Below are 22,013 nucleotides of genomic sequence, written 5' to 3'. Positions count from 1 at the left end.
GTTGCCTGGTTGGCGAGGCTGATTTTAGGCGTGGGGTTTACATTCATATAGGCGTGCTTTTGATAAACACTATTGGCAGATCCTGTAACAATCCCCGAAAAGCGACCTTTGGCTCGCTGATGAAGCCAATGTCATAAATGCCCAAAGCCCCTGAAATCAACGGCCTTGAGCGCCTCGGCGAGGTATAGCCACATTTTGTAGGGGCTTGTTACTACCATCGTCGAATGGTTCTATAGGCCCGGCCCGGCTACAACTGGGTCATACAAAAACAACTATTCCACCGAGGTAACAAAGATGAGTGCGGCTTCTCTGTATCCCGTTCGTCCCGAGGTTTTGGCCAACACGCTGACTGACGAGGCGACCTACAAGGCCATGTACCAGCAGTCCGTCGTTAACCCGGACGGCTTCTGGCGCGAGCAAGCCAAGCGCCTCGACTGGATCAAGCCTTTCACCACGGTGAAACAGACCTCCTTCGACGACCACCATGTCGACATCAAATGGTTCGCCGACGGCACCCTGAACGTTTCCTACAACTGCCTCGACCGTCATCTGGCCGAGCGCGGCGATCAAGTCGCGATCATTTGGGAAGGGGATGACCCTGCCGAAAGCCGCAACATCACCTACCGCGAGCTGCACGAACAAGTCTGCAAGTTCGCCAACGCTCTGCGTGGCCAGGATGTGCACCGCGGCGACGTGGTGACTATCTATATGCCGATGATCCCCGAAGCCGTGGTCGCCATGCTGGCGTGTACCCGGATCGGCGCGATTCACTCGGTGGTGTTTGGTGGTTTCTCGCCGGAAGCCCTGGCGGGTCGGATCATCGACTGCAAATCCAAAGTGGTGATCACGGCTGATGAAGGCGTTCGTGCCGGCAAGAAGATTCCACTCAAGACCAACGTCGACGACGCGCTGACCAACCCGGAAACCAGCAGCATCCAGAAAGTCATCGTGTGCAAGCGCACCGGTGGCAACATCAAGTGGAACCAGCATCGCGACATCTGGTACGAAGACCTGATGAAAGTGGCGGGCAGTGTCTGCGCGCCGAAAGAGATGGGTGCTGAAGAAGCGCTGTTCATCCTTTATACCTCCGGCTCGACCGGCAAGCCGAAGGGCGTGCAGCACACCACCGCCGGCTACCTGTTGTACGCGGCGATGACTCACGAGCGCGTGTTCGACTACCGTCCGGGCGAAGTCTACTGGTGCACCGCCGACGTCGGTTGGGTCACCGGCCACAGTTACATTGTCTACGGCCCGCTGGCCAATGGCGCGACCACGCTGCTGTTCGAAGGTGTGCCGAACTATCCGGACATCACCCGGGTGGCGAAAATCGTCGACAAGCACAAGGTCAATATCCTCTACACCGCGCCAACCGCGATCCGCGCGATGATGGCGTCGGGTAAAGCCGCTGTTGAAGGCGCTGATGGCAGCAGCCTGCGACTGTTGGGTTCGGTCGGTGAGCCGATCAACCCGGAAGCGTGGGACTGGTACTACAAGAACGTCGGCCAATCCCGTTGCCCGATCGTCGACACCTGGTGGCAGACCGAAACGGGCGGCAACATGATGAGCCCGCTGCCGGGTGCGCATGCGCTCAAGCCGGGTTCTGCGGCACGTCCGTTCTTCGGTGTAGTGCCAGCGTTGGTGGATAACCTGGGCAACATCATCGAAGGCGTTGCCGAGGGCAACCTGGTGATTCTCGATTCGTGGCCAGGCCAGGCGCGTACGCTGTATGGCGACCATGACCGATTCGTCGATACCTACTTCAAGACGTTCCGCGGCATGTACTTCACCGGTGACGGTGCGCGTCGTGACGAAGACGGTTACTACTGGATTACCGGTCGCGTGGATGACGTGCTCAACGTGTCCGGCCACCGCATGGGGACCGCCGAGATTGAAAGCGCGATGGTTGCCCACCCGAAAGTCGCCGAAGCAGCCGTGGTCGGTGTGCCGCACGACATCAAAGGGCAGGGCATCTATGTCTATGTCACGTTGATCGGTGGCGAAGAACCGAGCGAGCAGCTGCGTCTGGAGCTGAAAAACTGGGTGCGTAAAGAGATCGGTCCGATTGCCTCGCCGGATGTTATCCAGTGGGCGCCGGGCCTGCCGAAAACCCGTTCGGGTAAAATCATGCGCCGTATTCTGCGCAAGATTGCTACGGCCGAATACGATGGGTTGGGGGATATCTCCACCCTGGCGGATCCGGGTGTGGTGCAGCATTTGATTGATGAACACAAGATCATGAACGTCGCATAACAGCGGTTCCTGAGTCATCGAAGCCCCGCCCGGCATTGCGCCTGGCGGGGCTTTTCTATGGTGCTCAGGTTTTAGATCTCAGGTGCTTGGGCAGGCCTCATCGCGAGCAAGCTCGCTCCCACAGGGGATTTGTGGGCGGTGCAAAAATCTTTGTAATTACTCGGTCAAATGTGGGAGCGAGCTTGCTCGCGATAGCGATCACCTAGGCGCCACATCAACAACTGCCAATAATTATCGGCTTCAGTTGTAGGCGCTTTCCCACTGTTACCCGCCACCGTTCAAGTAACTGAATGTGTAACCGCTCGCTCCCATACGGGGCGTTGGGAAACGCAAAGCCCCGTCATCGGGTCTCTTCAGGCCCTGCAACAAATAAGACACAACGCTACGCTTGCCGGATTAGAAGGGTTTGCCAATAATAGGCCCGCAATTTGCAGCATAGATCGGTTCACTGTCTTTTGCTCTTGCATGAATTTGCAAGGCTGTCAACGCGCCCAAGCGGCTTTCTCGGTGCTTCTGTAATTAGTTGTCGCATTGAAGAAATATCGGCTTCGGGCCTGTCGTTAGAATGCCGATCACTCGCTCGTTGTTGCTCGCGTTGAAAAAAGCGCGCGAATCCTACGACGCAGCACCGCTTTGCGGTTCCACTCATTCGCATATTGGGCTGTCGCTCACTCTGCCGTTTTAGCCCTTTACCGATGGAGTCCCAAGATGAAGAAACTCGTGCTGCTTGGCGCCCTGGCACTGTCCGTGCTGTCCCTGCCGACTTTCGCCGATGAAAAGCCTCTGAAAATTGGTATCGAAGCGGCTTACCCTCCGTTCGCTTCCAAAGCGCCGGACGGCAGCATCGTTGGTTTCGACTACGACATCGGCAACGCTCTGTGCGAAGAGATGAAGGTCAAGTGCGTTTGGGTCGAGCAAGAGTTCGACGGTCTGATCCCGGCACTCAAAGTGCGCAAGATCGACGCGATCCTGTCGTCCATGTCGATCACTGAAGACCGCAAGAAGTCCGTGGACTTCACCAACAAGTACTACAACACCCCGGCTCGCCTGGTCATGAAGGCCGGCACTCCAGTCAGCGACAGCCTGGCTGAGCTCAAGGGCAAGAACATCGGCGTGCAACGTGGTTCGATCCACGAGCGTTTCGCCCGCGAAGTGCTGGCCCCGCTGGGTGCCGAGATCAAGCCATACGGCTCGCAAAACGAAATCTACCTCGACGTGGCTGCTGGCCGCCTCGACGGCACCGTGGCTGACGCTACGCTGCTGGATGACGGTTTCCTGAAAACCGACGCTGGCAAAGGTTTTGCCTTCGTTGGCCCGGCCTTCACCGACGTCAAATATTTCGGCGACGGCGTGGGTATCGCGGTTCGCAAGGGTGACGCGCTGAAAGACAAGATCAACACCGCGATCACCGCCATTCGCGAGAACGGCAAGTACAAGCAAATCCAGGACAAGTACTTCGCCTTCGATATCTACGGCAAGTAATACGTCCCGGCGACAAGTCCGAAATGGCGCAAGCAACAGGATCTCTGAGGTTTGCGCCATTTTTTCATCCCCCTTTTCGAGGACCTGAATCATGTTGAAAGGCTACGGGGCTGTCATCCTCGATGGCGCATGGCTGACGCTTCAGCTCGCCTTGTCGTCCATGGTCTTGGCCATTGTTCTGGGTCTGATCGGCGTTGCGCTGCGTCTGTCCCCGATTCGCTGGCTGGCCTGGCTGGGCGACCTGTATTCCACGGTGATCCGCGGTATTCCCGATCTGGTGCTGATCCTGCTGATTTTCTACGGTGGTCAGGACCTGCTCAACCGCGTCGCGCCGATGCTCGGTTTTGACGACTACATCGACCTGAACCCGTTGGCCGCCGGTATCGGCACCCTGGGCTTCATCTTCGGTGCGTACCTGTCGGAAACCTTCCGTGGTGCCTTCATGGCGATCCCGAAAGGTCAGGCAGAAGCCGGCATGGCGTACGGCATGAGCAGTTTTCAGGTGTTCTTCCGGGTGTTGGTGCCGCAGATGATTCGCCTGGCGATTCCGGGTTTCACCAACAACTGGCTGGTACTGACCAAGGCCACCGCGCTGATTTCGGTGGTGGGTCTGCAAGACATGATGTTCAAGGCCAAGCAGGCGGCAGATGCCACCCGCGAGCCTTTCACCTTCTTCCTCGCAGTGGCGGCGATGTACCTGGTGATCACCAGCGTCTCGTTGTTGGCATTGCGTCACCTTGAGAAGCGCTACTCGGTAGGCGTAAGGGCGGCTGATCTATGATCTTCGACTACAACGTCATTTGGGAGGCCCTGCCGCTGTATTTCGGCGGCCTGGTGACCACCCTCAAATTGCTCGCGCTGTCGCTGTTTTTCGGCCTGCTGTGCGCGTTGCCGCTGGGCTTGATGCGCGTCTCGAAAAACGCGGCCGTCAACATGAGCGCCTGGCTCTACACCTACGTGATCCGCGGTACACCGATGCTGGTGCAGCTGTTCTTGATCTACTACGGTCTGGCGCAGTTCGAAGCGGTACGTGAAAGTTTCCTCTGGCCGTGGCTGTCCAGCGCGACGTTCTGTGCGTGCCTGGCCTTTGCGATCAACACCAGCGCCTACACCGCTGAAATCATCGCCGGCAGCCTGCGCGCTACGCCGAATGGTGAGATCGAAGCGGCCAAGGCGATGGGTATGTCGCGCTACAAGTTGTACAAGCGAATTCTGCTGCCGTCGGCCCTGCGCCGGGCGCTGCCGCAATACAGCAACGAAGTGATCATGATGCTGCAGACCACCAGTCTGGCGTCCATCGTAACCCTGATCGACATCACCGGTGCCGCGCGCACGGTCAACGCTCAGTTCTACCTGCCGTTCGAAGCCTACATCACCGCCGGCGTGTTCTACCTGTGCCTGACGTTCATTCTGGTGAAGCTGTTCAAACTGGCGGAGCGCCGCTGGCTGGGCTATCTGGCCCCGCGGAAGCACTGATATGGAACGCATCGATCATTCATTGCCGTGGAGCCACTTGGGCAGCGAACGTCAGATTTCGGTGTTCCGCTTCGGCGCTGGCGAGCGCAAGGCCTACATCCAGGCCAGCCTGCACGCCGATGAATTGCCGGGCATGCGTACGGCTTGGGAGCTGAAAAAGCGCCTGACCGAACTTGAAGCCCAAGGCTTGCTCAACGGTGTGATCGAACTGGTGCCGGTGGCCAATCCACTGGGCCTCGGTCAACTGCTTCAGGGCAATCATCAAGGGCGTTTTGAGGCGGGCAGCGGCAAGAACTTCAACCGGGACTTCGTCGAGCTGAGCGCGCCAGTGGCCGCCGAGCTGGAAGGGCACCTGGGTGATGATCCCCACGCCAATATCCGTCTGATCCGTCAGGCCATGAGCGATGTGCTCGCCGCATTGCCGCCAGCTACAAGTCAGTTGCAAGGCATGCAGCGCATTTTGCTCAGTCATGCCTGCACCGCTGACGTGGTGCTGGATCTGCATTGCGATGCCGAAGCGGCGCTGCACATGTACGCCTTGCCGCAACACTGGCCGCAATGGCGTTCGTTGGCCGCGCACCTGGACGTGAAGGTGGGGCTGCTGGCGGAAGATTCCGGTGGCAGTTCGTTTGATGAAGCGTGTTCGCTGCCGTGGTTGCGTCTGTCGCGTCTGTTTCCTGATGCGCAGATTCCCCTGGCCTGCCTGGCGACTACCATTGAATTAGGCGGTCAGGCCGATACCGGTCGCGCCGAAGCCTGCGCTTACGCCGAAGGCATTCTGGCGTTCCTCGCCGAGCAAGGCTTGATCAGCGGCGAATGGCCAAAACCTGCGCAAGATGCTTGCGAAGGCATGCCGTTCGAAGGCACCGAATTACTGTTTGCGCCACACCCTGGCGTGATCAGTTTCTTGCGTAAACCCGGTGAATGGATTGAAGCCGGCGATGAGATTTTCGAAGTGATCGATCCGTTATCGGATCGGGTCAGCACGGTGTGTGCTGGTACGTCCGGGGTGCTGTTTGCCATTGAACGGCTGCGTTATGCCCAACCCGGTTTCTGGCTGGCCAAGGTGGCGGGGCGCGAAGCGCTGCGTCACGGGCGCTTGCTCAACGACTGACTGACTGTTTTTGTGAGAACCGACCGCATGTACAAACTTGAAGTCCAAGACCTGCATAAACGCTATGGCAGTCACGAAGTGCTCAAGGGCGTGTCCCTGAAAGCGGCGGCTGGCGATGTGATCAGCATCATCGGCTCCAGTGGCTCCGGCAAAAGTACTTTCCTGCGCTGCATCAACTTGCTGGAGCAGCCGCACGCGGGCAAGATTCTGCTCAACAACGAAGAGCTGAAACTGGTGGCCAACAAGGACGGCGCGCTCAAAGCGGCCGACCCGAAGCAGCTGCAACGCATGCGTTCGCGCCTGTCGATGGTGTTCCAGCATTTCAACCTGTGGTCGCACATGACCGCGCTGGAAAACATCATGGAAGCGCCGGTTCACGTGCTTGGCATGTCCAAGGCCGAAGCCCGCGAGAAGGCCGAGCACTACCTGAACAAGGTCGGTGTCGCCCATCGTAAAGATGCTTACCCGGGCCACATGTCCGGCGGCGAGCAGCAGCGTGTGGCGATTGCTCGTGCGCTGGCGATGGAGCCTGAGGTGATGCTGTTCGACGAACCGACGTCGGCACTCGACCCGGAACTGGTCGGCGACGTGCTGAAAGTCATGCAGGCCCTGGCGCTGGAAGGCCGGACCATGGTGGTGGTGACGCACGAAATGGGCTTCGCCCGTGAAGTGTCGAACCAGCTGGTGTTCCTGCACAAAGGTGTCGTCGAAGAATGCGGCAACCCGCGTGAGGTGCTGGTCAATCCACAGTCCGAACGCCTGCAACAATTCCTCTCGGGCAGCCTGAAGTAATCGCTCCCGTTACGCACCAAATTAGGTCATGCTGCGCACCGCGCGCCAGATGGTCTAATTTGGTTGCAGCCGCTTTCGGCTTCTAACACTGTTTTCGTTTCGGATTGCCCGCCATGACTGCCCATCGAATTGGTTTCCTGATTTGGCCCAGCACTAAAGCACTGACGCTTGCGCTGGCTGAGGAGGCCTTGCGTGTTGCCCAGCGTGTGCATCCGGACGTTGTCTACGAACTGTCGTTTTTGCAGGCCGAACCGCCGACCGAAGGCGCCTGGCAATTGCCGGGTGAGCCGTGGGCCGGCAAGCTCGAAAACTTCCAAAAACTCTTCCTGCTCGCCGATGAGCCACCCACCACACTCGCGCCGGCGCTCAGCAGTGCGCTGAAACAACTGGTGCGTGCTGGCTGCGTGATCGGTGGTTTGTCGGCCGGTGTTTACCCGTTGGCGCAACTGGGTTTGCTCGACGGTTATCGCGCTGCCGTGCATTGGCGCTGGCAGGACGACTTCACCGAACGTTTCCCGAAAGTCATTGCTACCAGCCATCTGTTCGACTGGGATCGCGATCGTCTGACCGCGTGCGGCGGCCTGTCGGTACTCGACTTGCTGCTGGCCGTGCTGGCTCGTGATCACGGCGCAGAACTGGCTGGTGCGGTGTCGGAAGAACTGGTGGTCGAGCGCATCCGCGAAGGCGGCGAGCGCCAGCGTATCCCGCTGCAAAACCGCCTGGGTTCCAGTCATCCAAAGCTCACGCAAGCCGTGCTGCTGATGGAAGCCAACATCGAAGAGCCGCTGACCACCGACGAAATCGCCCAGCATGTGTGCGTGTCCCGTCGGCAGTTGGAGCGGATCTTCAAGCAATACCTCAACCGTGTGCCGAGCCAGTATTACCTGGAACTGCGCCTGAACAAGGCCCGGCAGATGTTGATGCAAACCAGCAAGTCGATCATCCAGATCGGCCTGTCGTGTGGCTTCTCCTCGGGGCCGCATTTCTCCAGCGCCTACCGCAACTTCTTCGGCGCCACGCCGCGGGAAGATCGCAACCAGCGGCGCAGCAGCAGCCCGTTCGAATTGTCGTCGGTGCCCTCGGAGCGTGGGTGACAGAGCAACCACGTCACCTGCTGAGGCTGATTTACTCCTCCATGTCGGAGCCTTCAGAAGTCGAGATATCCATCTCACCTCGATTGATCACCTCTTCCACGCCAAAGTCCATGCCCGTCCGTTCGAAGTAATCGATCAGCCGTAGCAGGCTCTCCCCTGAAAACCGATTACCTCGAAAACTGATGTTGTCAGCGATTTCCACCGGCAGTTCCAGCACGTCGCTGGGGACTTCGGTGATGGCGTTGCCACTGAGGTCGGCCCAGTCCAGCTCTGTCATTTGCAGCAGACCGTGCGGTATTTCGGTGATGCCGGTGTCATTCAGCAGTACGGTCGCGAGCTCCATCATCTGACTCAGGTCAGGCGTTTGCCCCAGGGGGTTGTGGGCCAGATCGAGATAATCGAGCTGTTCCATTCCCGCCAGCGCACTTGCCGATTCCGCTGACAGCGTGACGCGGCATTCAGGGAGCGACAGCGCCCGCAGTTGACCCATCTTGAACACCGCATCGGGAATGTTGCCCAGATTACAGTCGCGCAGTTTGAGTCTTTTGAGTTTGGGGAAAGACACCAGAAAATGCCCGGCGCGGGTCACTCCGTCGGCGCTGCGTAACTCCAGCGATGTCACATGACTGAAGTCGGCGTTCAGGGTAGGCAGGTCACCGTTGATGTAGGATTCGAAAACGAGATCATAGGTGGGCTCCAGCGCCTCATTGAAGTCATCCAGTTCGCTTTCATGCCGCCAGCACTGCTCCAGTGTCTGTTTGAACTCGTCGCGGTTCATGTGTTCGACAAGCTGTTGTTGGGCGGTGAACGGTTCGCCCGTCAACGGGTGTTGTGCCGGAAGGTCGGCAGTCCATACCTCCAGGTCGTTGCTCAGTTGGGCCAACTCCGCTTCAAGGTTTGTCAGCTCGATCCGGCCGTCTGCCAGTGTGCCTGCCAGTTCATAGACAAACTCGCTCGCCTGTTCAACCTCCAGGTTCGGGTACAGCGCCCTGACTCGGTTGATGTCCGCCTCTGGGGCATAGATACCCAAATCGTATGAGCTGTCGAAGTAGTGATGCTTGATCAGTTGTCGGGCGTTATCCGAAAGCGGATTGTGCGTCAGGTGTATTGCGCGTTTGGTGTACACCGGGCTTTCGAATAATTGCGAAGGCAGCTCACTGATCCTGTTGTGTAGCAGCTTGGCGGTATCAAGTTTGGGGTGGCGAATTACGCTGTCGGGAATGTCGGTCAGGCCGGTACGGCTCAGGTCCAGGTGAACCAGCTCAGGCATGGATTCGACACTGGGCACCATAGTGAACGGGTTCTGGTACAGATCCAGCATGACCAGCTTGTTCAATGAAGACAGTTTCGCCCAGTTGGCTGCATCGAACCTGATTCCGCAATCGCTTAACACCAGCGCATCAAGGTCCGTCATTCGAGGAATGGCCTCGGGGAGGGCGGTCAGGGAAAAGCGTTTTAAATCGAGGCGGCGCAAGCTGGTGAAGCGCTGAAGAAACTCGGGAACACCCTGCGCAGCATGACTGCCTTCAAGGGACAGCAATGACACATGGGGGAAATCGGCCGTCAGCGTCGGTAGATCGCCAAGAATCGGCTCGGAAAATCTGAGTGCATAGCGTGGCGTGTCATCCGGGCCATTGAAGTCCTGCTCTGATTGTCGGCGCCAAGTTCGCTGGATTTCCTGGGCCAGTAGCCTGCGATTGTGTCGAGCGGCCTGTCGTTCCAGTTCGCTCAGGGGGACTCGAGTTTGCGGGTGAACAGTGGGCGAGTCATTTATCCAGGTGTTCAGGTCCTGATTCAGTCGCGAGAGTTCGCTGGACAGGCGTGAGAGCTCCATGCGAGCGCCATCGGGATGTGTTTGTAACTGGAGAACAACAGACTGGAGTTGCTCCTCGGAAAGGCTGGGGTAAACCTCGCGAACACGGTCGTTGAGGGACGGCGTCGGGAAGTAACTGCGTCGGTATCCATCCGAGCCGCCAGGCAAGCGCATGGTCGTCGGATCGTAGAACGGTTTTCGATTGGGATTTTTTGCAAACAGCTTGCGTAGTGCCGGTTGGTTCAGTGCATGTTCGGCGATGTGTAGTCTGAGTGCGTGAGCATTTGCGATCGATGGGCTCAACGCGTTGCGCTGTGCTTGCGGCAGCGCCTGAAAAAGGCACTGATAAAAATCACCGGGCGCCGATTCGCTGTCTTGATATACCTGGTAAGTACCAACTTCAGCGCGTACCAGTGTTTTCACAGTCGGTGCATTGAGCTGGCCAATGCTGTCGCGCACAAGTCCGTCATGGGCGTAATCCCTCACTTCAATACGTAGCTCGGCGGAAAAACCGGGCAGCGAATTCAGGCTTTGCAAGGCCAGTCGGTGGGTGTCGGTGTTGTCCAGAGCGTCGGAATAAAGGCCTTCACAGGCTCGGGCTGCGCGTACGGCCTCCATGGCTTTTAGTGCTGCTTCCTTGAGCCGTTGGGGCGCGCGACCGTTGTGCAGCTGACGTAACTCGGTCCCGGTTGCATTGCTCACCAGCTCTTGCGCGACATCGGTCGGCAATCCATGCACGTCGTCGAGCAGTCGCTGGACCTGCACGTTGTCGGTTTTCTCCTGCGCGCGATAGCGTGTATCAAACAGCGATTTGTGATGCTTCAGGGCAAGTTCGGCCGTTTGTTTTCTGAAGGCTCGCGTTTGGGTTTCCGGTGCCGGCATTGGCGTGTCGACGGGCCAATCGTCGTAGCTGGTCAGTAATTGATGTTGCAGAATCAGATCGGCCTTGCGATAGCGCTCGGGTTGGGCGCTGCCAATCTGCTCGATAAAGGTTTCGATGTCCCGGTTGATCCTGAAACGCTTGATCGTGTCTGTCAGCAGCGAAGGCGGACGATAGTGTTCGACATGCATTTCGCGCACTACGTTGTCGTGGTAACCGCTGACCCGCAGGATCTGTTCGCGCTCGGCGTTGGTGAACGACTCGACGCTATGGCCGAGGCGGCGCATGACTTTTCCCCGGTCCCAGTTCAGCGGTTGCTCCAGTTCTGTGTGCCAGGCGCCGTGGTTGTTATGCAGCAGAGGTGGCTGATAAGCATCAGTTCGGTTCGGATGCTTAATCTGAAACGTGCCTGGCGCGCGGTCGGGCTTCACGGCATACAGTTTTTCCTCCAGTGGCAGCAGCGTCTTGCCCTCGTATTGATAGAGGCCGAGATGATCGGGTTTTACTCCTTCGGGCAAAATGAGTGCTTGTTCGTAAGGCTTGAGATCCGGCTTCCAGTAGCGGGTTTTTCCTTTGGGCGTTGTGACGGGTTTGAGTGGGTCGACAAGCGCAATAGCTTCACGAGAGAGCAGACTGCTGAGGGTCCGGGCAGCGATGGCGCCGCCCACCGCAAATGTCCCCACCTGAACCACCGTTTCGACGAACGTCATCAGATGCCCGAGCGCTTCTGTTTTCAGCCCTTCAGCCAGGTCCACTATGCCTTCGAGGGTTTCGTCGAGTAACTGGTAGGCCATGTAGCCGAGCATCAATTCGCCGAGAAACGGGACGAAAGGCAGCGCAACGAACGTCGCGATTTCAAGGATTGTCGAGGCCACTTTGCTGAAGGCATTCCACAATGCCCACCGCGCGTTGCTGTCGGCAGTGGCGGTGGAGACGGCGAGCGTGCTTGCATCGTTGAGGATCTTGTTCAGCTGTCGCTGATAGAGATGGTTCCACAGGTCCGCTCTGAACGGGGTCGCCGAAAAGCGCAAATCAGGCTTGTCGATGGGCGTTTCGCGCCAGCTCGGCAGTGGGTCGCCCTGTCGGTGTTGATGCCAGGTCACGCTCTGGAGGCGACGGTTGAGGTCCGCGAAAAAATGTCCTCTTTCCTTGTGGTCGACGAAGCGACTGAAGAACGTTTGATAAGCGGGCGAGCGCAGTTTGCGGGTCAGCTCGGCCATGAACGCCAATGTGTTCGGGTATTCCTTGAGAGGATGCTCTGGATCATCGGGAATGTAGGCAATGATCCGTGTTGCCGTGCGTGCGCGTTCCGGGCTCGCCGCGAAAATGACAATGCCGGTCAGCGAGGAGGACATCATTGTCAGGTCGTGACCCTGCAGCGGCTGCCCATCCAGTCGAGCACCCGAACGCCCTTCCAGAATGCGCAGGATCGAGAGATGGGCATCCGCTGAAATATCCTTTCGGACTTGCGCCATCTGCAGCGCAGATTGGAGTGCTGTTTTGTGCGAGACGATCACCTTCGGTTTCAACACCGCACCGGCCACCGGGTTGGAGAGCCCCAGATTGTCTTTGAGGTAAACGTTGTACCGGGCACCGATATCCAGTTCCCGGCATAACCGGGCAAAGGCCGGGATAGTGAGCTTTTGCTTGACCGCCGGCAGCGTATCGAACTGCCCTGTGGGCGAAGGTTTGGTGATGAACGTCGAGGCTGACTCGTAAGCCCCTGCCGCTGTTTCCGATTCCTGAAAGTTATGCAGGACGGCGTCGAGCATCGACACGGTCCAGGTGCGCGCGGCGCCAGTCTTGATTCCGAAAAGCGGCACGGTTTGAGGGATGTACAGGCGCAGGAAGGTAGTTTTGACGTCCAGATCCAGGTTGAACCGGGTTTTCAGGGCGTGCCTCAGCAGCGGTTCGGCAAAGGCTTGTGCGCTTTGCAGCTTCGACAGCATTGAGTCCAGACGATTTCGATGGGTCCAGTGTTCCTGACTGATCTTTTTCAGCGACTGGTGCTGCAGCGGTGTTGCGGTGCCATGCCAGTGCGGCGTCATAAACGTGGCGTTCTTGAGAGCTCGGTGTGTACTGGACGATGCTTCTAATACCCAGACTGGCAGATTGTTGAACAGGTGATGGTAGTGATCGTCCGGTTGCGTAGCGGATTCACTGCCTCCAGTAGTGGAAAGGCGATCGTTCTCGTATCGGCTCATGCGCTATTCCCTTAGCGTTTTGAATGAGCCACCAGCAAAACAGACGATGATCGGTTCCGTGCGGTACATATTTACCGCACCGCTCGACAACCCTGCCTATAACCTGTGCCGGCAGTTTAAACTGCGCCTTTGCGACGCTATATGTCGCATTGCCGTAAACCCGGCTGAAACCGGGGTTTGCGCTATAAGAAGTTGTCGCTTGGCGGCAAGGCCGGGCTGAAAACTGTCCTTACAATCCCCCCATCGCTCGCCAGTTTCAGGCGAGTGTTCCTCATCAGGAGACTCCGATGTCCGTTGAGCACGCTGCGGTACAACGCGCCGATTTCGACCAGGTAATGGTTCCCAACTACGCGCCTGCCGCTTTCATTCCTGTTCGTGGCGCCGGCTCCCGCGTCTGGGACCAGTCTGGCCGCGAGCTGATCGACTTCGCCGGCGGGATTGCCGTTAACGTATTGGGCCATGCGCACCCGGCGCTGGTCGCTGCCTTGACCGAGCAGGCGAACAAGCTGTGGCACGTGTCCAACGTCTTCACCAATGAGCCGGCCTTGCGCCTGGCCCATAAGCTGGTCGACGCCACGTTTGCCGATCGCGCGTTCTTCTGCAACTCCGGCGCCGAAGCCAACGAGGCCGCCTTCAAGCTGGCCCGTCGCGTCGGTTTCGATCGTTTCGGCAGCGAGAAGTACGAAATCATCGCCGCGCTCAACAGCTTCCACGGCCGTACCCTGTTCACCGTGAACGTCGGTGGCCAGTCGAAGTACTCCGATGGTTTCGGTCCGAAGATCACCGGTATCACCCACGTGCCGTACAACGATCTGGCTGCGCTGAAAGCCGCCATTTCCGACAAGACGTGCGCTGTGGTTCTGGAACCGATCCAGGGCGAGAGCGGCGTGATCCCGGCCGAACTCGAGTACCTGCAAGGCGCCCGTGAACTGTGCACCGCACACAACGCGCTGCTGATTTTCGACGAAGTGCAAACTGGCATGGGCCGCAGCGGCAAGCTGTTCGCCTACCAGCATTACGGCGTGACCCCGGACATCCTGACCAGCGCCAAGAGCCTGGGCGGTGGTTTCCCAATCGCCGCGATGCTGACCACCGAAGACCTGGCCAAACACCTGGTCGTCGGCACTCACGGCACCACCTATGGCGGCAATCCGCTGGCGTGTGCTGTCGCTGAAGCCGTGATCGACATCGTTAATACCCCTGAAGTGCTGGCCGGCGTCAACGCCAAACACGACAAGTTCAAGGCCCGCCTGGAACAGATCGGTGAGAAGTACGGCCTGTTCACCCAGGTCCGTGGTATGGGCCTGTTGATCGGTTGCGTGCTGAACGATGCCTGGAAAGGCAAGGCCAAGGACATCTTCAACGCCGCTGAAAAAGAAGGCCTGATGATTCTGCAAGCCGGCCCGGACGTGGTTCGTTTCGCGCCAAGCCTGGTGGTTGAAGACGCCGATATCGATGCCGGTCTGGACCGTTTCGAGCGCGCCGCGGCCAAACTGACTCAAGCCTGATAGACCCTTCGACGCCTGACATTTTCAGGCGTCGATCCAAATTTTTGTACCGGGCTGGATCAAAAGTGTGGGAGCTAGCCTGCTAGCGATGAGGGCCTGATAGCCAACATCATTGTTGCCTGACAGGACGATATCGCTAGCAGGCTAGCTCCCACAGTTGACTCTGAGTTGTTTCAGGGATGGCCCGGTTTTTTTCTTCTGTAAGTTCTGAGAGAAAGGAGTGACACCATGCTGGTGATGCGCCCCGCGCAAATGGCTGATCTGGGCGAGGTACAGCGTCTGGCTGCGGACAGCCCGATTGGTGTCACTTCCTTGCCGGATGACGTTGAACGCCTGAGCGACAAGATCGCAGCAAGCGAAGCCTCGTTCTCCGCCGAAGTCAGCTTCAACGGTGAAGAGAGCTATTTCTTCGTCCTCGAAGACACCGCCACCGGCAAACTGGTGGGCTGCTCGGCCATCGTTGCGTCGGCCGGTTATTCCGAGCCGTTCTACAGCTTCCGTAATGAAACCTTTGTGCACGCCTCCCGCGAGCTGAAGATTCACAACAAGATCCACGTGCTCTCCCAGTGCCACGACCTGACCGGCAACAGCTTGCTGACCAGTTTCTACGTGCTGCCGGAGCTGGTGGGGTCGGCCTGGTCGGAACTCAACTCCCGTGGTCGCTTGTTGTTCGTCGCCAGCCATCCGGAGCGTTTCGCCGATTCTGTGGTGACCGAGATCGTCGGTTATAGCGATGAAAATGGTGATTCGCCGTTCTGGGATGCCATCGGTCGTAATTTCTTCGACCTCAACTACGCCGCTGCCGAGCGTCTGTGCGGTCTGAAGAGCCGGACGTTCCTGGCCGAGCTGATGCCGCATTACCCGATCTATGTGCCGCTGCTGCCGGACTCCGCTCAAGAGGCGATGGGCCAGGTGCACCCACGGGCGCAGATCACCTTCGACATCCTGATGCGCGAAGGCTTCGAGACCGATCACTACATCGACATTTTCGACGGTGGGCCGACTCTGCACGCCCGTGTCTCGGGGATCCGTTCGATCGCCCAGAGCCGAGTAGTCCCGGTGAAAATCGGCGAGCCGGTCAAAGGCGCCGGTCGTCAGTACCTGGTGGCCAACGCCCAGTTGCAGGATTACCGCGCCGTTTTGCTTGAGCTCGATTACGCGCCGGGCAAACCCGTGACTCTGGATCTTGAAGCGGCCGAAGCCCTGGGCGTCGGTGAAGGTGCCAGCGTGCGCCTGGTGGCGGTTTAACGCCTGCTTTAATCCTAGAGAGAATTGCCTAGAAAGCAGCGAAGTTTCACGGGTGGCGCAAGCGGCCCGTTTGAGGAGATAGCATGATCGTTCGTCCCGTACGCAGCAGCGATTTACCCGCTCTGATCGACCTGGCCCGCAGCACCGGCACCGGCCTGACCACCTTGCCGGCCAACGAAGAGCGTTTGGCCCATCGGGTCGGCTGGGCCGAGAAAACCTTCCGCGGCGAAGCCGGGCGGGGCGATGCGGACTACCTGTTCGTGCTCGAAGACGATGATGGCCGCGTGGTGGGTATTTCCGCCATTGCCGGTGCCGTCGGTCTGCGTGAGCCTTGGTACAACTTCCGGGTTGGCTTGACCGTCAGCGCTTCGCAAGAGTTGAACATCTACCGCGAAATCCCGACGCTGTTCCTGGCCAACGACCTGACCGGTAACTCCGAGCTGTGCTCGCTGTTCCTGCACGCCGACTACCGCACTGGCCTCAACGGTCGCATGCTGGCCAAGGCGCGGATGCTGTTCATCGCCGAGTTCCCGCAACTGTTCGGCAACAAGATCATCGCCGAGATGCGCGGCATGTCCGACGAAGCCGGGCGTTCGCCGTTCTGGGAAAGCCTGGGGCGTCACTTCTTCAAAATGGAATTCAGCCAGGCTGACTACCTCACAGGTGTCGGCAACAAGGCGTTCATCGCCGAACTGATGCCGAAATTCCCGTTGTACACCTGCTTCCTGTCGGAAGATGCACGCAACGTGATCGGCCAGGTTCATCCGGACACCGAGCCGGCGTTGGCCATGCTTAAAAGCGAAGGCTTCAGCTATCAGGGCTACGTCGACATCTTCGACGCCGGTCCTGCTGTTGAGTGTGAAACCGGCAAGATCCGCGCAGTGCGCGACAGCCAGGCGCTGGTGCTGGCCATCGGCACACCGGGTGACGACGCCACGCCGTTCCTGATTCATAACCGCAAGCGCGAAGACTGCCGGATCACTGCTGCTCCTGCACGTTTCGCCGCCGGTACGCTGGTGGTCGATCCACTGACTGCCAAACGTCTTCAACTCAACGCCGGCGATCAAGTGCGCGCCGTTCCGTTGTCCGCTGCCAGGGAGTCGAAATAATGAATTCGCTATACATCGCAGGTGAATGGCTGGCCGGCCAGGGTGACGCCTTTCAGTCGCTGAACCCGGTCACCCAACAAGTGCTGTGGGCCGGCGAAGGCGCTACCACTGCTCAGGTTGAATCGGCCGTGCAAGCCGCACGCCAGGCATTCCCGAGCTGGGCCCGACGTACCCTGGAAGAGCGCATCACCGTGCTGGAGGCCTTTGCCGCCGCGCTGAAGAACAATGCTGACGAACTGGCTCGCACCATCGGTGAGGAAACCGGCAAACCTTTGTGGGAAGCGGCGACCGAAGTCACCAGCATGGTCAACAAGATTGCGATCTCGGTGCAGAGCTACCGCGAACGTACCGGCGAGAAGAGCGGCCCGTTGGGCGACGCCACCGCCGTGTTGCGCCACAAGCCACACGGTGTGGTCGCGGTGTTCGGGCCTTACAACTTCCCTGGTCACTTGCCGAACGGTCACATCGTGCCGGCGCTGCTGGCCGGTAATAGCGTGCTGTTCAAACCCAGCGAGCTGACGCCGAAAGTCGCCGAGCTGACGGTCAAGTGCTGGATCGAAGCCGGTCTGCCGGCTGGCGTGTTGAACCTGCTGCAAGGCGCTCGCGAAACCGGTATCGCCCTGGCGGCGAACCCGGGCATCGATGGTTTGTTCTTCACCGGCTCCAGCCGCACCGGCAATCACCTGCATCAACAGTTTGCCGGCCGTCCGGACAAGATCCTCGCGCTGGAAATGGGCGGTAACAACCCGCTGGTCGTTGATCAGGTTGCAGACCTCGATGCTGCCGTTTACACCATCATCCAGTCGGCGTTCATTTCCGCCGGTCAGCGTTGCACCTGCGCCCGCCGTTTGCTGGTGCCACAGGGCGCCTGGGGCGACACACTGCTGGCGCGTCTGGTGGCGGTCAGCCGTACGATTGAAGTCGGCGCGTTTGATCAGCAACCGGCACCGTTCATGGGCTCGGTGATTTCTCTCGGTGCTGCGAAAGCACTGATGGATGCGCAAGAGCATCTGCTGGGCAACGGCGCAGTCGCGCTGCTGGAAATGACTCAGCCACAAGCTCAAGCTGCCTTGCTGACCCCAGGCATTCTGGACGTCACGGCAGTGGCTGATCGCCCTGACGAAGAGCTGTTCGGCCCGCTGCTGCAAGTGATCCGCTACGCTGATTTTGAGGCGGCGATCGCTGAAGCCAACGACACCGACTATGGCCTGGCGGCCGGTCTGCTGTCGGATTCCGAAGCGCGTTATCAGCAGTTCTGGCTGGAAAGCCGTGCGGGCATCGTCAACTGGAACAAACAGCTGACCGGTGCTGCGAGCAGCGCGCCATTCGGCGGTGTCGGCGCTTCAGGCAACCACCGCGCCAGCGCCTACTACGCGGCAGATTACTGCGCGTACCCGGTTGCTTCGCTGGAAACGCCGAGCCTGACCTTGCCGGCGACTCTCACGCCTGGCGTGAAAATGGCGTGATGCCCATCGCCAGCAGGCTGGCTCCCACAGGTTCGGTGGTGTTCACACATTTTGTGTACGACGCAATCACTGTGGGAGCCAGCCTGCTGGCGATGGCCGCGACTCGGTCGCACTGAACAGTTAGTTACTGAAGCCTATAACAACAGATTCTCGTGGAGCCTCGCTGATGAAATCCTATGAAGTCAATTTTGACGGTCTAGTGGGGCCGACCCATAACTACGGCGGTTTGTCCTACGGCAACGTCGCGTCCCAGAGCAACAGCCAGCAGTCTTCGAACCCGAAGGAAGCTGCGCTGCAAGGCCTGGCGAAAATGAAATCGCTGATGGAAATGGGCTTTCAACAGGGCGTGCTGGCACCACAGGAACGCCCGGACGTGGCAGCCCTGCGTCGTTTGGGTTTCGGCGGCACCGACGCTCAGGTGATCGAGCAGGCGGCCAAAGATGCGATGCCGTTGCTGGTCGCCAGTTGCTCGGCGTCGAGCATGTGGGTGGCCAACGCCGCCACCGTCAGCCCGAGTGCCGACACCGCGGATGGCCGTGTGCATTTCACCGCGGCCAACCTGAACTGCAAATATCACCGCAGCATCGAACACCCGACCACCAGTCGCGTGCTGGGGGCGATGTTCGCTGACCAGAAACACTTCGCTCACCACGCTGCATTGCCGGCCGTGGCGCAGTTCGGTGACGAAGGCGCAGCCAACCACACCCGTTTCTGCCGTGAATATGGCGAAGCGGGCGTCGAGTTCTTCGTGTTCGGTCGCAGCGCCTTCGACACCCGTTACCCTGCACCGCAGAAATACCCGGCCCGCCAGACCCTCGAAGCCTCCCAAGCGGTTGCCCGCCTGCACGGCCTGAGCGATGACGGCGTGGTCTACGCTCAGCAGAACCCTTCGGTGATCGATCAGGGCGTGTTCCACAACGATGTGATCGCGGTGGGTAATGGCGAGGTGCTGTTCTATCACGAGGACGCGTTCCTCGACACCGAGCAGATGCTGGCCGAATTGCAGAGCAAACTCGCCAAAGTCGGTGGGAAATTTCAGTCGATCTGCGTACCGCGTTCCGCGGTCACCGTGGAAGACGCCGTTCGTTCCTACCTGTTCAATAGCCAACTGCTGACGCGTCCTGACGGCTCGATGCTGTTGATCGTGCCGGAAGAATGCCGTGGCAACGAACGTGTCTGGCAGTACCTGCAAGGTTTGACCAGCTCCGGCGGCCTGATCCGCGAAGTGAAAGTGTTCGATTTGAAGCAGAGCATGCAGAACGGCGGCGGCCCGGCTTGCCTGCGACTGCGCGTCGCGCTCAACGAAACCGAACTGGCGGCCGTCAACCCAGGGGTTATCATGACGGCACCGTTGTACGGCACGCTGACCGAATGGGTCGACAAGCACTACCGCGACCGCATGACCGAAAACGATCTCGCGGACCCGCAATTGCTGCTTGAGTGCCGGACGGCACTGGATGAACTGACGCAAATCCTTAAACTGGGCGCGGTTTATCCATTCCAGATCAATTGAACGTCGAGAGCGTAAAAACATGAGCGATACCCTGCAGCTGATCCTTGAAGACACCGACGGCACGCAACTGGAAACTTCCTGCACCCGCGTCGCGGTCATGTGGCAAGGCAAAGAGCTGTGGATCCAGCAGGACGGCCGTGGCCAATTGCTGATCGGCGTGGACGTCGAAGAAGGTGACGCTGAATACGCAAACCTGCTGCTGCGCCCATTGGCGACTAATCTGGTAAGTCTGCAACTGGAAATGGAACCGGCTGAAGTCGGTGACGAAGACCACGTGCACGGCCCGGATTGCGCACACGACCACTAAGGAAACCGCTCTATGCTCGCCCTCGGCAAACTGCTTGAACTGACCCTCGCCGGCCGCGAACCGGCGGAGAAGACTCAACTGACTGTCGAAGGCGTGCGCATGCGCTGGTTGAGCGAAGGTGCGCTGGAAGTCCGGCCACCTGAAGCTCGCGACAACGGCCTGGACCTGCTGCTATCGGCCGGCATCCACGGCAACGAAACAGCGCCGATCGAGTTGCTCGATCGTCTGTTGCACGACATTGCCCGTGGCGATCTCAAGCCGCGCGCACGTATTCTGTTCTTGTTCGGCAACCCGGAAGCGATTCGCAAAGGCGAGCGTTTCATCGAGCAGGACGTCAATCGGCTGTTCAACGGCCGTCACGAACAAAGCAGCGGCTCCGAAGCCCTGCGCGCGTGTGAACTGGAGCGGCTGGCGGCGAGTTTCTTCAGCCTGCCAGATCGCAACCGTCTGCACTACGACCTTCACACCGCGATTCGCGGTTCGAAAATCGAACAGTTCGCGCTGTATCCCTGGAAAGAAGGCCGTCAGCATTCACGCCTGGAACTGGCACGCCTGCGCGCTGCCGGCATGGAAGCGGTGCTGCTGCAAAACAAGCCGTCCATCGTTTTCAGCTCCTATACCTACGACAAGCTCGGCGCCGAGTCTTTCACGCTTGAGTTGGGTAAGGCGCGACCATTCGGGCAGAACGATGGGGTCAACGTCGATCTGCTGGAAACTCGCCTCAAACAGATTATCGAAGGCAGCGAGCCGGCCCAGACCGAAGAGGCGCTGGACGGTTTGCAGCTGTTTAGCGTGGCGCGAGAAATCATCAAGCACAGCGATAGCTTCCGCTTGAACCTGCCAGCGGACATCGAGAACTTTTCGGAGTTGGAAGTGGGTTACCTGCTGGCCGAAGACATCGCCCAGACCCGGTGGATCATTGAGGAGGAGGGTGCCCGGATCATCTTCCCGAACCCCAAGGTCAAGAACGGCCTGCGCGCCGGCATCCTGATTGTGCCGACTACCGACGAAAACCTTGCATAAACCAGGTCTCAAGCCAGGCATAGAACCAATGTGGGAGCGAGCTTGCTCGCGATAGCGGGTCAACATTCAACGTCAATGTTGACTGTCAGGCCGCCATCGCGAGCAAGCTCGCTCCCACATTTGATTTGAGTGAAGCCAAAGACCTCACCTCAAAGCACAGGTTTTGTGTTTACACAGCTACCGCACGTGGCTCACTACGACGTAGCGCACGCATTTTGTGCAGCGTATCCGCGCAAGTCTTCGCCGCTTCCTGGCCTTTATGCACGAAATGCTCGAAGAAGAACTTATGATGCAGTTCTTCACCGGCATGGAAGTGGTGCGGGGTCAAAGACACCGAGAACACCGGCACTTCGGTTTCCAGCTGAACCTGCATCAGGCCGCTGACTACCGACTGGGCAACGAACTCGTGACGGTAGATCCCGCCATCCACCACCAGGGCAGCGGCAACGATGCCGGCATAACGTCCGGTCTTGGCCAGCAACTTGGCGTGCAGTGGAATTTCAAAGGCGCCGCCGACTTCGAAGAAATCGATCTCCGATTCCTGATAACCCTGAGCAATCATTTCGGCCACAAAGCCTTTACGGCTCTGATCGACGATTTCCTTGTGCCAGCAGGCCTGGATGAACGCAACGCGCTCGCCCTGATGGTTTTTGCTTTTGCTATCGATTGCGGTGGGTTGCATGTTCTGACTCCTGTTTATGTAAAAAACAGGGCATATGAATCGAATGGGATTT

The 22,013-nt window shown here is 58.9% G+C and carries 16 protein-coding genes; 14 read left to right on the top strand and 2 right to left on the bottom strand.

The genetic code is table 11. From position 1 onward, the window contains the following. Positions 1-294: 294 nt before the first annotated feature. The 7 genes from acs to argR all read left to right on the top strand — a co-directional run bounded on the left by acs (position 295) and on the right by argR (position 8,208). Complete coding sequence (gene acs, locus AC3IUE_RS25270; RefSeq protein ID WP_056741430.1) at positions 295-2,250, top strand: acetate--CoA ligase; 1,956 nt, start codon at positions 295-297, stop codon at positions 2,248-2,250. Positions 2,251-2,958: 708 nt separating this feature from the next. After that, positions 2,959-3,732 carry an ABC transporter substrate-binding protein gene (locus AC3IUE_RS25265; RefSeq protein WP_008154331.1) on the top strand — a complete coding sequence of 258 codons (774 nt, stop codon included), beginning with the start codon at positions 2,959-2,961 and terminating at the stop codon, positions 3,730-3,732. Between the two features lie 91 nt (positions 3,733-3,823). Further along, complete coding sequence (locus tag AC3IUE_RS25260; RefSeq protein ID WP_008154330.1) at positions 3,824-4,513, top strand: ABC transporter permease; 690 nt, start codon at positions 3,824-3,826, stop codon at positions 4,511-4,513. Further along, positions 4,510-5,208 carry an ABC transporter permease gene (locus AC3IUE_RS25255; RefSeq protein ID WP_056741429.1) on the top strand — a complete coding sequence of 233 codons (699 nt, stop codon included), beginning with the start codon at positions 4,510-4,512 and terminating at the stop codon, positions 5,206-5,208. Before AC3IUE_RS25260 ends, AC3IUE_RS25255 begins: the two co-directional genes overlap by 4 nt. Position 5,209: 1 nt before the next feature. Further along, positions 5,210-6,322, top strand: a complete 1,113-nt coding sequence (locus AC3IUE_RS25250) for a M14 family metallopeptidase (RefSeq protein WP_056741428.1) — start codon at positions 5,210-5,212, stop codon at positions 6,320-6,322. A gap of 27 nt (positions 6,323-6,349) precedes the next feature. Further along, on the top strand, positions 6,350-7,114 hold the full coding sequence (locus AC3IUE_RS25245; RefSeq protein WP_056741427.1) for an ABC transporter ATP-binding protein: 765 nt from the start codon (positions 6,350-6,352) through the stop codon (positions 7,112-7,114). 113 nt (positions 7,115-7,227) lie between these two features. Further along, positions 7,228-8,208 carry a transcriptional regulator ArgR gene (gene argR / locus AC3IUE_RS25240; RefSeq protein ID WP_046045451.1) on the top strand — a complete coding sequence of 327 codons (981 nt, stop codon included), beginning with the start codon at positions 7,228-7,230 and terminating at the stop codon, positions 8,206-8,208. A 31-nt stretch (positions 8,209-8,239) separates the two neighbouring features. Here argR and AC3IUE_RS25235 read toward each other — a convergent pair whose 3' ends face one another. Continuing rightward, a complete protein-coding gene (locus AC3IUE_RS25235) occupies positions 8,240-13,105 on the bottom strand; it encodes a dermonecrotic toxin domain-containing protein (protein ID WP_489264107.1) in 4,866 nt (1,621 codons plus the stop codon). A 287-nt stretch (positions 13,106-13,392) separates the two neighbouring features. Here AC3IUE_RS25235 and AC3IUE_RS25230 point away from each other — a divergent pair, with 287 nt between their 5' ends. The 7 genes from AC3IUE_RS25230 to astE all read left to right on the top strand — a co-directional run bounded on the left by AC3IUE_RS25230 (position 13,393) and on the right by astE (position 21,279). Next, positions 13,393-14,613 (top strand): aspartate aminotransferase family protein, encoded by a 1,221-nt coding sequence (locus AC3IUE_RS25230; protein WP_461999588.1) that lies wholly within the window; start codon positions 13,393-13,395, stop codon positions 14,611-14,613. Positions 14,614-14,841: 228 nt separating this feature from the next. Beyond that, positions 14,842-15,861, top strand: coding sequence for an arginine/ornithine succinyltransferase subunit alpha (gene aruF, locus AC3IUE_RS25225; RefSeq protein WP_056741423.1), 1,020 nt, complete (start codon positions 14,842-14,844; stop codon positions 15,859-15,861). A gap of 83 nt (positions 15,862-15,944) precedes the next feature. Then, positions 15,945-16,970, top strand: coding sequence for an arginine N-succinyltransferase (astA, locus tag AC3IUE_RS25220; RefSeq protein WP_008154313.1), 1,026 nt, complete (start codon positions 15,945-15,947; stop codon positions 16,968-16,970). Continuing rightward, positions 16,967-18,436 carry a succinylglutamate-semialdehyde dehydrogenase gene (gene astD / locus AC3IUE_RS25215; protein WP_415760810.1) on the top strand — a complete coding sequence of 490 codons (1,470 nt, stop codon included), beginning with the start codon at positions 16,967-16,969 and terminating at the stop codon, positions 18,434-18,436. Before astA ends, astD begins: the two co-directional genes overlap by 4 nt. 166 nt (positions 18,437-18,602) lie before the next feature. Beyond that, the gene (gene astB / locus AC3IUE_RS25210; RefSeq protein WP_489264106.1) at positions 18,603-19,949 is read left to right on the top strand and encodes an N-succinylarginine dihydrolase; all 1,347 of its coding nucleotides are present in this window, start codon (positions 18,603-18,605) and stop codon (positions 19,947-19,949) included. A gap of 19 nt (positions 19,950-19,968) precedes the next feature. Beyond that, the gene (locus AC3IUE_RS25205) at positions 19,969-20,256 is read left to right on the top strand and encodes a hypothetical protein (protein ID WP_033056735.1); all 288 of its coding nucleotides are present in this window, start codon (positions 19,969-19,971) and stop codon (positions 20,254-20,256) included. Positions 20,257-20,268: 12 nt separating this feature from the next. Continuing rightward, positions 20,269-21,279 carry a succinylglutamate desuccinylase gene (astE, locus tag AC3IUE_RS25200; protein ID WP_056741420.1) on the top strand — a complete coding sequence of 337 codons (1,011 nt, stop codon included), beginning with the start codon at positions 20,269-20,271 and terminating at the stop codon, positions 21,277-21,279. 169 nt (positions 21,280-21,448) lie between these two features. Here astE and AC3IUE_RS25195 read toward each other — a convergent pair whose 3' ends face one another. Next, positions 21,449-21,961, bottom strand: coding sequence for a 6,7-dimethyl-8-ribityllumazine synthase (locus AC3IUE_RS25195; protein ID WP_489264105.1), 513 nt, complete (start codon positions 21,959-21,961; stop codon positions 21,449-21,451). Positions 21,962-22,013 lie beyond the last annotated feature (52 nt).

The sequence above is a fragment of the Pseudomonas sp. GL_093 genome (assembly GCF_057837605.1).
Note: the sequence above shows the minus strand (reverse complement) of the source record. Positions and strands in the feature narration are given on the sequence as shown.